We start from the raw sequence: 13,815 nt of genomic DNA, 5'->3' as shown, positions 1-13,815 counted from the left end.
GGCTACTCATCCTCACTTATACTTAGAATAATATTCACGACAACGCCAATAACGGTTAATGCGATGCCAGCTTCAAATATGGTGACAGTGGCAAGCTCAGTTTTCCCAAAGATCGGTAAATCAAAGTAGCCGAAGCTTTGGCTCAGAAATGCGCCACCAAAAAACATAGGAGCTACACCGCTCATCATGGCCAACAATACACCGAGTGCAGAAAGTTTCTTAAAATCGATGGGCAATGCTTCACTGACGGTTTCCGAGTCGTAGGATAGAAACATTAAGACAAAAGCCGAAGCAATAACCAATCCACCAATAAATCCACCGCCCGGCTGGTTATGTCCGGATACAAACAGATAGATGCCAAAAGTTAAAATGATTAAAACAACAGCTTTTGAGACGGTTTTTAAAATCACATCATTGATGTTCATCTTTGTCCGCCTCCTTTCTAAGCTTTAAACGGATTAATGTATAGACACCGAGTCCGGCAATAAACAAGACCAGTGATTCAAGCATTGTATCGAAAGCGCGGAAATCACCCAGAATCGCATTGACGATGTTGTCTCCTCCTGTCAGTTCATAGGAATTTTCAAAATAACCAGAAATGCTTTCAAATAATGTGCCGCTATTAACTGTTAGGCCAATCAACGTAACTGTGATACCGGCTCCGATGGCAATCATCGCATTCCGAACTTTAATCCATTTTGGAGAATCTTCTTTTGTCCATTCAGGTAAAAAGTGAAAGCAGAGAAGAAATAAGGCGGTAGTTACGGTTTCAATAACCAATTGAGTCAATGCCAAATCGGGTGCTCGGAACAACACAAAGAAAATAGCGATGGAAAAGCCCAGCACACCATTTAGCAAGATGGCTGTAAGGCGAGATTTTACAAATAGGATAGCGATGGCCGCGATGGCCATCACCACAACTAGCATGCCTTCATAAAAACTAATGGGCGAGTCCGCTGTCAGATCAATTGATAACGCACCAGTAAAAATCAAGGCCCCCCCAGAAGTTACGATGAAAAAAACAAAGATATAGGCAAAATAAGTAGGCAGATGACCTGTCATGTAACGCGTAGTCAGCCAATTGGCTACGCGTTTCAAATCCTTTAGAAAAGAATTGTACAGTCCAGTAAAATTCCATCCTGCTGGCTGAAGCGAGTAAATCTTATGCCAACTGCGGAAAGTAAGGAAAAGAAAAGTGCCGACTACTATAATCCCCAGTGTCATAAACAATTCCGTATTAAAACCGTGCCATGCTGAAATTTGCGGAGCCGCTCCTGAAATTCCAGGAATAATGCCACTCATCGCAGGTTTCAGTAAATAGTCACCGAGCAGATTAGGGACGAAAAACAGACTCACAATCAATATGCAGAGAATAGCTGGAGAAATGAGCATGCCAATTGATGGCTCTATCGGCTTGCGATCCAACTTCTTTAATTGTGGTGTTCCGAAAAAAGTGCGAAACACGAAAATCATGCTATAGATAAAAGTAAAGACAGAAGCGATCCAAGCAATTATTGGAATCAGCAACCCCCATGTAGAAACACCAAAAGCGGGGAGACTGACCGCATCAACTGTCGCTGTGAAAAACATCTCTTTACTCAAAAATCCGTTAAGGAACGGCAGTCCAGCCATCGAAAAGCTACCAATAACAGCAAATGTAAACGTGATAGGCAAAAATGCCGAAAGGCCACCTAATCGCCGTATATCACGAGTTCCAACTTGGTGATCGATAATGCCGACGACCATAAAAAGCGCACCTTTAAATGTGGAATGGTTGACCATATGGAATAAGGCGGCAAAAATAGCTAAGCCGTACAAAGCACCTCGCTCACCATCACCAAAATGCAAAGCCGCTGAACCGAGGCCGAATAGACTCATGATCAAGCCGAGTTGACTGATTGTGGAATAGGCAAGCAACGCCTTCAAATCTGTTTGCCGCACAGCGCAGAAGGCTCCCCAGAACAAGGTGACAAGTCCAACGATGGTCACCGTCCAAAACCAGGCAGCAGTGCCGCCGAAAATCGGTATAAAACGAGCAACCAAATAAAGTCCGGCTTTCACCATCGTCGCTGAATGAAGATAAGCGCTGACGGGTGTTGGTGCTTCCATCGCATCAGGCAACCAAATATGGAAGGGGAACTGTGCCGATTTTGTAAATGCTCCGAGCAGTACTAGGAACATAGCTGGATAAAACAGGGCGTAATCTGTATACTGGCCGATGACAGCAATAGTTTCCCTGATGCTGAAAGTACCAGTCATCGAATGCAACATTAAAAATCCAGCAAGCATTCCGAAACCACCGAAGACGGTAATTAACAATGACTTTTGAGCACCATAACGGGAATTTTTGCGATGATACCAAAAAGCAATCAGCAAGAAAGAAGAAATACTGGTTAATTCCCAGAAGATGTACAGAACAAGAAGGTTATCAGATAGGACGACACCGAGCATAGCGCCCATAAATAGCAACAGATAAGCGTAAAAATGAGGGAACGAGTCGGATGATGATAAATAATAGATGGAGTAAAGAACGACAAGGCTTCCCATACCGGTAATTAATAAAGCCATGATCAAGCTGAGGCCATCAAGATAAGCGGTAAAGTTAATGCCTAATGAAGGAATCCAATCGACTGTCTGGATGAAAGTTTCACCATTTGCAACAGCGGGAATTTGGATGACGAACACAACAAACAAAGTGAGTGGGACGAGTAGCACGAGCCAGCCAATATGCAACGAGCCTATTCGTTTATGTATGAGTGGAATCAGAGCAGTAGCAATAAAAGGAATGAAGATAGCTAAAATCAATAGATGCACAGCAGAACCTCCTGTAGTAGAATAGACGAGCAATTGTGTATGGAAAAGCCATTGAGCGGGTATATATAAAGGAAAAAAGTTTGCTTTTTTAGTAAGATGATTGAAGTACGCAACACAATCATTGTAAATTATACAGGAAGTCTACAGACTTTTCATTTGCTAGCCAATGCTGAATTGAAAAATGCTGAAAATCTATAGGGATAGAAAGTTTAAAAGTGGCCATAACCTCTTGATTTTCTACAACAGAAGAAGTATAATTTCATAGTTTTGAATGTCAGGATAGGAATGATATTTTCAGGGGGGTGAACATAAATGAAAAAAATCAGAGGACGAATGGATGAAAGCATTCTGGTGTGCGTTTTTTACGGACCGAATGGAGAGCGATTAATCAATAGAGGAAATAAACTGGCTACCATGCTAGATTGTCCCTTGTATATTCTAACGGTAGATGCAGCGTCCGTTGATGAATTTGACGCTCAGAAAGCATCTTATATTGAAAGATGGAAAGAGCTTGCCGAAGAGTACGAAGCTGAAGAATTTATTGTTCGTGATAATGAAAAACGCCCCTCTGCAAAAGTGATTGCGGAAGTGGCTCATAAATTCAATATTACGCAAATTGTTATGGGACAGACTGCTAAAAGCAGATGGGAAGAAATTACTAAAGGTTCGTTCCTTAACATGCTACTGCGCGAAATTCCGTTTGTAGATTTGCATGTCGTTTCATTGGCACGCACAGTAAAAGGCGTCGAAGGTGACGAGTTTGAAAAAGGGGTTCGCTGTTACTTGGTAAAAGACGAGAACAGCTATAAAATTAACTTTACACAATCAAAAAACTGTCAGCTTGAAGGGATTTTCTTTAAAGAAATCGGTACCGATTTTGATAACGGGGTCTTTAAGTTTATGCATGATAATAAATTGTATCAGGTAGAAGTAACAGAAGATCGGATCGATTTGCCTGAAGTTATTGACAAGTGCTTAGATAAAGAATTGATAAGAAAATAAATCCACTAACAAAAGGCTGCTTCGCCACTGGAGTAGTCTTTTGTTTAGTTAAAAGGAGAATCAGTAAATCATGAAGAAGACTAAAAGATTAGCACCCATTCTTCCAAAGGAATTAGAAACCTGTTCTTTTGTTGAAGCTTTAGATGATCAGTACATAAGCAATTGCCGAATTTCACAGGAGACCATTGATTTTAGTACAGAAGAAGCTCTTCATATCGATCGGGTCGTTTTTGAAAACGTTCATTTTCTTGAAACGGTTTGGCCGCGTTCAGAATTTGTTGATGTTGTTTTTTTGAATTGTGATTTGTCGAATATGGATATGAGTCGTGCGGTTTTTCACCGAACTGAATTCCGTAATTCTAAATTGCTCGGCACGAATTTTGCGGAAGCCGGAATTCGTCATACTCTTTTTGATGAGTGTGTGATGAATTATGCAACTTTCGGTTTTTCTCTATGCAATACAGTGAGTTTTGTTTCTTCTTCTCTGCGTTTTGCAGACTTTTATGAGATGGAATTAAAGAGCAGTGAATTCAGTATGTGCGATATGAACGATATTAATTTTACAGAAACGAGTTTAAAGGGAATCGACCTGAGTACCAATACTTTTGAAAGCATCCAAGTATCGATTGAAAAATTGCGGGGTTGTAAAGTATCACCCGATCAAGCCATCGCCTTTGCACGACAAATGGGGTTGGTTGTCGAAAATAGGTAAGCTTATAGAAGAAATAAGAAAATAAGGGGCTGCATTCAAAAGGTCATGAACAATGACTTTGAATGCAGCCCCTTTTGTCAGCCGGGATTCAAAAAAACAGACGGAGAAAAAGATTTTCTTTTTCTCCGTCTGTTTTATGTTAGGGGCTTATGGACAGCCTCATGTTTTTATTATAAGCCATTTCCGCTTTTCTAAGGATCTAGAAGTCACTCTGACTATCGGAGCTTCATGGTTGCTTCCGCTTTTCGAGAGATTAACGGACGCCTTTCATAAATCCTTGAATGCGTGGTGCGAAAATGAACAATAGGATACTGAGGGCGATGGAAGCTCCCCCGATGATTCCAAAGTACATCATTTCATTTTCTACTGTATAGAACTTAACTAACTGCGCATTGATTGCTTGAGCGGCAGCATTTGAAAGGAACCACAGACTCATCGTTTGCGCTGAGAAAGCGGCAGGTGCTAATTTGGTTGTTGCCGATAGTCCTACTGGAGACAGGCAAAGTTCGCCAAGTACGACGATGAAATAACTTAGAACCAACCAAAGTGGGTTGACTAGTGCTGAAGCGCCACCAAAATAAGCAGGTAATAAGATTACCAAGAATGATAATCCGGCAAACAACAGGCCGAGTGAAAATTTCTGTGGAATAGATGGTTGTTTGCTTCCAAGTTTAACCCATAGCCAAGCGAAGACCGGGGCCAGCATAATGATGAATAATGGATTTAAAGACTGAAACCAGGCAGGAGAAATAGTGATTCCTGCAAATTCAAGGTCCGTACGAGTATCTGCATACGCAGCAAGAATCGTTGAACCTTGTTCTTGAATCGCCCAGAACATGACTGAGGCGATAAACAATGGAATATAAGCCAGTAGATGTGAACGTTCCACATCGGTTGTTTTTTTACTGCGGTACATAACTGTGAAATAAACGGTCGGAATCAAAATACCTAAAATACCAACAATCGCAACGAAGCTGTCAAAAGTTAGTAATCCAGTTGGAATACCGATAGCAACAACTGCTGCAATAACTAACGTAGCAATCGTGAAAATTTTAATCGTTCTCTTACGTTCCGATGGCAACAAAGGATTTGGTACAACAGTTCCTGCCAAACCAAGATTTTTCTTTTTAGTAGCTAAAAATATTACCAAACCTAAGAACATGCCTACAGCTGCAAGACTGAAACCTAGATGGAAGCTGATTTGCATGCCGACAGTACCAACGATTAGCGGGGCAAGAAACCCACCCATATTGATCCCCATATAGAAAATACTAAAGCCTGCATCGCGGCGGTCATCGTTTTCAGCGTAAATTTCACCTACAACACTGGATACGTTTGGTTTCAAAAGACCCGTACCTAGAACAATAAGCACCATAGAAACGAAGAATAAAGCAAGGTTTCCAGGGATCGCTAAAGCAATGTGTCCGAGCATGATGAGAACGCCACCATAAAATACAGCTCTCGACGTACCAAATATTCGATCGGCTAACCAGCCGCCGATAATTCCAGACATATAAACAAGTGATCCATATACAGACATGATGGATAGTGCAGTCGTTTTATCTAGACCAAGACCACCTGCGGACATTTCGTAGTACATATAAAAAACTAGAATAGCTCTCATCCCATAGTAGGAGAACCGTTCCCAGAACTCTGTGAAGAATAACGTAAATAGTCCTTTGGGATGACCAAAAAAGCCTTTTTGAGGAACACTTTCAACAATTTCTTGCCTTGAATACTTTTCAGACATCATACTAACCTCCAATTGTTTATTCTAACATAATACTTTTTTTAGTTGAAAAAATCAAAATTTATTTTTCTTTAGTATATAAAAGTTCTTTTTCTTGAATAAAGTAAGAGGAAAATAAAAAAAGTTTTTTTAGAATAGTTATTAAATTCAAAATTTATTTTAAGGTAATTTGCAACTCAAAGAATTTTTTCTCAAAAGAGTCTATTTACCTGCTATTTGAAATCCTTTTTAATATGGTAAAATTAGTGGGTATAAAAAACTAATTAATTACTACAATTAGGTACTTGTAGTTGGTGTTCACTAATTATTCACATTTTTTTAAAGAATTATCCAAAAAAGATTGTGAAAAAGCGCAAGGTGCAGTATATTTAAAATAGTTAGAATATTATTTAGGGAGCAGGAGTATATAATGAAACAATTAAGTAAACGAATCAAGGACTTAAGAGAAGCTAAAGGACTATCTACTGAAGAATTGGCAGAAGCAATCGGCTTTGCAAAAAGTACGGTTTGGGCTTATGAAAGTGGGAAAAAACAAGTCTCTGTAGTACATCTTGAAAGACTTGCTGATTATTTTGAGATTTCGGTCGACAGTTTGTTGGATCGCGACGAACGGACTATCAATGTTGATCTTCAAAATACTAGTTTCTTAAATGACTACAATTTAATGCTAGATGACCAGCCACTAAACCAAACTGAGATTGCTGAGGCTGCATCATTCATTCAAGTTAAACGGCGTATGGGCAGTTATGGAGCCGCGACTTCTTGATTGCTTGATGAGTTAATAAAATGTCCGCTCCTTTTAAATTGGAGTGGGCATTTTTTTTGCGTGTGCCTCCCATTTCTTCTTAAGATTCTGTCACAGAAAAAGGTGCGGAAATGTGGTAAGCTAACTCATACGATACGAGTATTAGGAGTGTTCTATTTTGTTGGAAAGCGCAAAAAAATTACTGCAGTCCCATTTTGGTTATGAGTCCTTTCGAGTAGGTCAAGAGCAAGCTATTACGCAAGTATTTGAAGGACATAATTCGATTTGCGTCATGCCGACAGGCGGAGGGAAATCTATTTGCTACCAAATTCCGGCGCTTGTTATGGAAGGCACCACCATTGTCGTGTCACCATTGATTTCACTGATGAAAGACCAAGTAGATGCACTTTTGGCCGCTGGTATTCCGGCGGCTTATATAAATAGTTCTCTCGATTTTGATGAGGTGAGAGAAACGTTAATGGACGTACAGCGTGGAGCGATCAAATTACTGTATATTGCACCTGAGCGATTGGATTCAGAAATGTTCCTTAATGAATTGCAAGGTGTTCATGTGCCGTTGATTGCTGTCGATGAAGCTCATTGTATTTCACAATGGGGGCATGACTTCCGTCCGAGTTACCGGTTGATTAGCCGGATGACAGAATTGTTTCCGAACAATCCGACAGTACTGGCTCTGACTGCCACTGCAACACCTCAAGTGCGGGAAGACATTTGCCGAATTTTGAACATTGAAGAGCAGCATACAATCATGACGGGATTTGAACGACCTAATTTAACATTTTCCGTCATACGAGGGCAAGATCGTGAGCGATTCGTGAAAGAATATGTGGTAAAAAACGATAAGGAAGCCGGAATCATTTATGCGGCTACTCGTAAAACAGTAGACTCGGTATACGAAATGCTACTTAAAAAAGGCATTAAAGCGGCCAAGTATCATGCCGGTATGCCTGATCATGAAAGAAAGAGTGGTCAAGAGCGTTTTCTGAATGATGAAGTGACGGTCATGGTTGCCACCAATGCATTTGGAATGGGGATAGACAAATCCAATATTCGGTTTGTTATTCATTACCAGCTTCCGAAAAACATGGAAAGTTATTATCAGGAAGCAGGACGTGCTGGGCGAGACGGCCTGCCAAGTGAGTGTATTGTGTTATATGCTTCGCAGGACGTTCAAACGCAGCGGTTTTTAATTGATCAAGCACAAGATCCTAGCCGCATTCCAGGAGAATTAGTGAAATTACAGGCAATGGTCGATTACTGTCATACAGAAAGTTGCCTCCAACAATTTATCATTCACTATTTTGGAGATACCGCAGCAGAAACGTGTGGGCATTGTGGAAGTTGTATAGATGATCGTGAAAGCTTAGATGTTACTAAAGACGTTCAGATGGTTTTGTCATGTGTCATTCGGATGGGGCAGAAGTTCGGTAAAGTGATGACAGCTCAAGTGTTGACCGGGTCCCGCAATAAAAAAGTGTTAGATTTCAAGTTCGATAAGCTGTCAACATACGGAATTTTAAAACACCAAAACTCCAAAGAAGTTTCGAATTTAATCGAATTCATGATTTCACAAGAATTATTAGCGGTTGAACAAGGCTCATTCCCAACTATCTACGTTCCAGCTGGGGGCAGAGATGTCTTGCTCGGTAAACGTCAGGTCCTTAGAAAAGGAGCAGTCGTGACAAAGCAAATCGCTGCTAACGATCCTTTATTCGAAGAATTACGTGTAGTACGGAAAAGTTTGGCTGATAAAGATGGTGTTCCACCTTTCGTTATTTTTTCTGATAAGACTTTGCAAGATATGGTAGCTAGAAGGCCGCAGAATGATGCTGAATTTTTGGAAGTCAATGGAGTAGGTGCCAACAAACTCGAAAAGTATGGCGATGCCTTTTTACAAACAATCCATTCGTTTGATGCTCCAAATAAATGAATAATTATAAACAAGTAAAACCTCAAATAATAGTGAGGTTTTTTTATTTTGAAAATAGTAAGTATGCATAAATATACGTTAAATTGTTATAGCAAATAATGTTCAATACTATGTTAAATGGAAGCGTTTTCAATTGTGTCATAGGGATTTGCCTTTATAAATTTTATTTTTTTATTCTATCGAATTGTATATATATTCAGACTTATGATATACTATCAAAATATTATGACACTTTAGTGTTATGAAGGAGGCGGTTTGATGAGCAAGAAAGAGTATCCAATCCCGCAAGGACTGTATCATCCAGATCAAGAGCACGAAGCGTGCGGAATAGGAATGATCGCCAATATTAACGGGGAAAAATCGCACGCAATCGTTCAAAATGCAATCAATATATTGTGCAACCTAGAACACCGGGGTGGCCAATCTTCTGATACGAGCACTGGAGACGGAGCTGGAATTTTAACTCAGATTCCTCATCGTTTTTTCTTGAAACAATGTGAAAAAGAAGGCATCACTTTGCCTGACGAAGGCAAGTATGGCGTCGGTATGCTATTTATGCCACAAGATTACGATTTGCGAATGAAAACCAAGGAAATGATTCATCAAATTATTCAAGAAGAAGGTCAAATTTGTCTTGGATGGCGTCCAGTTCCGGTCAATGATTCGTTCGTTGGAAAAGTTGCAGCAAAAACCAAACCTGTTATTCGTCAAGTATTTGTTGGTGCTGCGCACGGATTGGAAAATCGGATAGACCTTGAGCGGAAATTATACATTATCCGTAAACGAATTGAGCAGACTATGCTTGGAAAAGAAGAGTTTAAAGATGTCTACTTTAGTAGTCTTTCAGCAGGTACGATTGTTTATAAAGGTATGCTAATCCCAGAACAACTAGACTCGTTTTATATTGACCTCAACCATCCTGAATTCAAATCAGCATTGGCTCTCGTCCACTCCCGTTTTAGTACAAATACCTTCCCGAGCTGGCAGCGTTCACACCCTAACCGCTATTCAATCCACAATGGTGAATTTAATACTTTAAGAGGAAACGTCAATTGGATGCGCGCCCGTCAAGTACTATGCGAATCTCCAGCGTTTAATGCGGAAGACCTTCAAAAAGTTTTGCCGGTTATCGATGAAACTGGCAGTGACTCCTCTATGTTCGATAATTGCTTTGAATTTTTGCATTTATCTGGCAGATCGCTCGCGCATACGGCGATGATGATGGTGCCAGAACCTTGGGTCAATGATCCAACTATTAAAAAAGAGAAAAGAGATTTTTATGAATACCACAGCACATTAATGGAACCTTGGGATGGACCAGCTGCGCTTGTCTTTACAGATGGTAAACAAATTGCGGCGTGTCTTGACCGCAACGGTTTGCGTCCTGCTCGTTATTACGTGACGAAAAGTGGCATGATTGTCATGGGTTCAGAAGTAGGGGCTTTGGATATTTTTGCGGATGACATTATTTACAAAGATCGTCTGCGTCCAGGTAAAATGCTATTAGTCGATTTAGAAGAAGGGAAGATTATTCCGGATGAAGAAATCAAACTTCAAATTGCCGGAGAACTTCCTTATAAAGATTTTATCGAAGAAAATATGTTTGATATGGATGATCTTCCAGAGCCTTTGAAACCATCCAACTTTAACGAAACAGAAGCGTTGATTAAAAGACAGCTAGCTTTCGGTTATACAATGGAAGAAGTTCAAAAAATGATCAAGCCACTAGCGACTGAAGGCAAAGATCCTGTTGGTTCAATGGGTTATGATTCGCCATTAGCTGTGCTGTCGAAAAAACCACAACTTCTTTATAATTATTTCAAGCAACTATTTGCTCAAGTAACGAATCCACCGATTGACGCGATTCGTGAACATATAATTACGGCAGCACGCACAACTATTGGGGCAGAAGCTAATTTGGTTCAGCCAACTCCTAAAAGTGCCCGCCACATCCGCTTAGAAACACCCATTTTAACTAATTTTGAGCTCGAAAAGTTACGACAGCAATCGATTGATGATTTTAAAGCTGCTACGATTTCAATTTTATTTGCAAAAAACGGTGGAACACAGGCAATGGCACAACGATTAGATGCAGTTTTTGCAGAAGCGGATCAAGCAATTAAAAAAGGCGTAAAACTGATCATTTTATCTGATCGCGGAGTAAATGAAGAATGTGCAGCGATTCCGGCACTGTTAGCGGTTTCCGGCTTACATCACCATTTGATTCGTGAGAATACACGCATACAGATGAGTATTTTGTTGGAATCTGCGGAACCTCGTGAAGTTCATCATTTTGCTGCTCTTCTAGGTTATGGTGCAGAAGCCATTAATCCATATTTAGCTTTTGATACAATTGAAAACTTGGTTGAAATTGAAGATATACACAATGTTACTTTTGAAGAAGCGCAAGCAACGTATGTGAAAGCTGTTACGGATGGAATCATCAAAGTATTGTCTAAGATGGGAATTTCGACAATTCAAAGTTATCGGGGTGCGCAGATTTTTGAAGCAGTCGGTATTCATATGGATGTAATTGATAAATACTTTACTCGGACTTCTTCTCGACTAGGTGGAATTGGTCTCGATATTATTGCAAAAGAAGTGCTCATGAGACATGCAATAGCTTATCCAGTTGCTCAAGGTGACAATCAAGCATTAGAATCCGGTGACGAATTTCAATACCGTGAAAATGGTGAAAATCATCAATACAATCCGAAAACCATTCATACATTACAACATGCATGCCGAACAAATAACTACGAAGTTTTCAAGAAATACACGAACTTACTAACAGATGAGAAAGCCAACCTTCAATCGTTGCGAGGTTTGATGTCCTTTAAAAAGCGGACGCCAGTACCAATTGAAGAAGTAGAAACGGTTGAAGAAATCTGTGCGCGTTTTAAAACAGGTGCTATGTCATATGGCTCTATTAGTAAAGAAGCGCATGAGGCTCTTGCAATTGCGATGAACCGCGTAGGCGGGAGGAGCAATTCAGGAGAAGGTGGAGAAGAGACTTCTCGCTTTATTCCTGATGAAAATGGAGATAATCGCCGAAGTTCTATCAAGCAAGTAGCTTCTGGGCGGTTCGGTGTAACGAGTCATTACTTAGTGAATGCTGATGAAATTCAAATTAAAGTAGCGCAAGGAGCGAAGCCGGGAGAAGGGGGACATTTGCCAGGTAAGAAAGTTTACCCATGGATTGCAGAAGTTCGTGGTTCGACTCCAGGTGTGGAGCTTATTTCACCACCTCCACATCACGATATTTATTCGATTGAAGATTTAGCAGAATTGATTTTCAATTTAAAAAACGCAAATCCAGATGCACGAATTAGCGTTAAGTTGGTATCGGCTGTTGGGGTTGGAACAATTGCAGCAGGTGTTGCAAAAGGTCGTGCAGATGTCGTATTGATTAGTGGTTATGATGGCGGCACGGGAGCTGCACCAAAGACTAGTTTGAAGCATACCGGTTTGCCGTGGGAGATTGGATTAGCTGAAACGCATCAAACTCTTCTATTAAATGGCTTGCGTGACCGAATTATCGTAGAAACAGACGGCAAAATGATGACAGGTCGAGATGTAGTAACAGCAGCTCTACTTGGAGCTGAAGAATTCGGGTTTTCTACTGCTCCTCTTGTCGTACTGGGCTGCGTTATGATGCGTGTGTGTCATTTGGATACATGTCCAGTTGGCATTGCCACTCAAAATCCAGAACTGCGCGAGAAATACGGTGGAGATCCGGAACATGTCGTAAACTTCATGCGTTTTATTGCGACAGAAGCCCGCGAATTAATGGCAGAACTTGGTTTTCGTACAGTCAATGAAATGATTGGTCGAACAGACGTTATTGAAGCGAATCAGGCAGTTGATCATTGGAAAGCAGGCGGCATTGATTTGAGTGCATTGTTGTACCAGCCAAATCTACCGGAAAAAGTAGGACGCTATGCAACAGTCAAACAAAATCATGAACTAGAACAAACATTAGATTATCAGGAACTGTTGCCACGTTGCAAAAAAGCCATTGAAACAGGTGAACGTGTGGAAGTGGCAACAGCTATTCGGAATATTCATAGAGCTACAGGCACAATTGTGGGCAGTGCTATTTCCAAACGTTATGGTGCAGAAGGCTTACCTGACGACACGATTAACTTAAACTTTCAAGGATCTGCAGGACAGAGCTTCGGCGCATTTATTCCAAAAGGGATGTCGATGAATTTAATAGGAGATGCCAATGACTTTGTCGGTAAAGGCTTATCAGGCGGTAAAATTATGGTTTATCCAGCATTGGATTCAACATTCCTACCTGAGAAAAACATTATTATTGGTAACGTGTCGTTTTATGGGGCATCTGCAGGTGAGGCTTATATTTATGGCGTCGCAGGCGAACGTTTTGCGGTCAGAAACAGTGGCGCGAAAATTGTCGTTGAAGGTGTAGGCGATCATGGTTGTGAATACATGACAGGTGGTCGAGTAGTCATTCTTGGACAAACGGGTAAAAACTTTGCGGCTGGTATGTCAGGTGGCATAGCATATGTTCTCGATGAAGAAGGGACATTCAATGAACGCTGCAATCCAGAAATGGTTCATTTGCAGCCGCTTGCCGATCCAGCAGAAATTGAAGAGTTGCGAGAAATGATCCAAAAACATGTGCATTATACGAGCAGTACCAACGGAACACGGTTACTGGCGCATTGGGAGATTTACTCCGCAAAATTTGTGCGCGTCATTCCGAAAGCTTATCTGCAAATCAATGAACGAATCAGCAAGTTGCAAAGTAGTGGCATGGCAAGAGATGAAGCTGAAATGGCAGCGTTTGAAGAAAGTAAAATGGCTGGAGTTTAGGT

Annotated in this window: 8 protein-coding genes; 5 read left to right on the top strand and 3 right to left on the bottom strand. The window is 40.7% G+C overall.

The genetic code is table 11. The annotated features are described in order from the left end of the window. Nucleotides 1–2: 2 nt before the first annotated feature. Both AJGP001_RS15485 and AJGP001_RS15480 read right to left on the bottom strand, forming a co-directional pair. Nucleotides 3–425, bottom strand: a complete 423-nt coding sequence (locus AJGP001_RS15485; protein ID WP_058384184.1) for a Na(+)/H(+) antiporter subunit B — start codon at nucleotides 423–425, stop codon at nucleotides 3–5. Further along, nucleotides 412–2,814 (bottom strand): Na+/H+ antiporter subunit A, encoded by a 2,403-nt coding sequence (locus AJGP001_RS15480; RefSeq protein ID WP_071152700.1) that lies wholly within the window; start codon nucleotides 2,812–2,814, stop codon nucleotides 412–414. The genes AJGP001_RS15485 and AJGP001_RS15480 overlap by 14 nt, the downstream gene beginning before the upstream one ends. Nucleotides 2,815–3,126: 312 nt before the next feature. On the opposite strand from AJGP001_RS15480, the gene AJGP001_RS15475 reads away from it, so the two are divergent. Together AJGP001_RS15475 and AJGP001_RS15470 are read left to right on the top strand one after the other, a co-directional pair. Next, on the top strand, nucleotides 3,127–3,816 hold the full coding sequence (locus AJGP001_RS15475; protein WP_071152699.1) for a universal stress protein: 690 nt from the start codon (nucleotides 3,127–3,129) through the stop codon (nucleotides 3,814–3,816). 70 nt (nucleotides 3,817–3,886) lie between these two features. Next, on the top strand, nucleotides 3,887–4,528 hold the full coding sequence (locus AJGP001_RS15470; protein ID WP_058384187.1) for a pentapeptide repeat-containing protein: 642 nt from the start codon (nucleotides 3,887–3,889) through the stop codon (nucleotides 4,526–4,528). Between the two features lie 253 nt (nucleotides 4,529–4,781). Here the strand turns inward: AJGP001_RS15470 and AJGP001_RS15465 are convergent, their stop codons facing one another. Next, entirely contained in the window at nucleotides 4,782–6,278 is a 1,497-nt protein-coding gene (locus AJGP001_RS15465; RefSeq protein ID WP_078080751.1) for a peptide MFS transporter, read from the bottom strand. Nucleotides 6,279–6,687: 409 nt separating this feature from the next. Between AJGP001_RS15465 and AJGP001_RS15460 the strand changes: the two genes are divergently transcribed. The 3 genes from AJGP001_RS15460 to gltB all read left to right on the top strand — a co-directional run bounded on the left by AJGP001_RS15460 (nucleotide 6,688) and on the right by gltB (nucleotide 13,813). Next, on the top strand, nucleotides 6,688–7,044 hold the full coding sequence (locus tag AJGP001_RS15460) for a helix-turn-helix domain-containing protein (protein ID WP_058384189.1): 357 nt from the start codon (nucleotides 6,688–6,690) through the stop codon (nucleotides 7,042–7,044). A 157-nt stretch (nucleotides 7,045–7,201) separates the two neighbouring features. Further along, nucleotides 7,202–8,974, top strand: coding sequence for a DNA helicase RecQ (gene recQ / locus AJGP001_RS15455; protein WP_071152698.1), 1,773 nt, complete (start codon nucleotides 7,202–7,204; stop codon nucleotides 8,972–8,974). 258 nt (nucleotides 8,975–9,232) lie between these two features. After that, on the top strand, nucleotides 9,233–13,813 hold the full coding sequence (gene gltB, locus AJGP001_RS15450; RefSeq protein ID WP_071152697.1) for a glutamate synthase large subunit: 4,581 nt from the start codon (nucleotides 9,233–9,235) through the stop codon (nucleotides 13,811–13,813). The last annotated feature ends 2 nt before the right edge of the window (nucleotides 13,814–13,815 follow it).

The sequence above is a fragment of the Planococcus faecalis genome (assembly GCF_002009235.1).
Classification (GTDB): domain Bacteria; phylum Bacillota; class Bacilli; order Bacillales_A; family Planococcaceae; genus Planococcus; species Planococcus kocurii.
Note: the sequence above shows the minus strand (reverse complement) of the source record. Positions and strands in the feature narration are given on the sequence as shown.

What these genes read in the sequence shown, in the direction of transcription:
- AJGP001_RS15460 (WP_058384189.1), top strand. Translation starts at nt 6,688, where the DNA reads ATGAAACAATTAAGTAAACGAATCAAGGACTTAAGAGAAGCTAAAGGA.
- AJGP001_RS15485 (WP_058384184.1), bottom strand. Translation starts at nt 425, where the DNA reads ATGAACATCAATGATGTGATTTTAAAAACCGTCTCAAAAGCTGTTGTT.
- gltB (WP_071152697.1), top strand. Translation starts at nt 9,233, where the DNA reads ATGAGCAAGAAAGAGTATCCAATCCCGCAAGGACTGTATCATCCAGAT.
- AJGP001_RS15470 (WP_058384187.1), top strand. Translation starts at nt 3,887, where the DNA reads ATGAAGAAGACTAAAAGATTAGCACCCATTCTTCCAAAGGAATTAGAA.
- AJGP001_RS15465 (WP_078080751.1), bottom strand. Translation starts at nt 6,278, where the DNA reads ATGTCTGAAAAGTATTCAAGGCAAGAAATTGTTGAAAGTGTTCCTCAA.
- AJGP001_RS15475 (WP_071152699.1), top strand. Translation starts at nt 3,127, where the DNA reads ATGAAAAAAATCAGAGGACGAATGGATGAAAGCATTCTGGTGTGCGTT.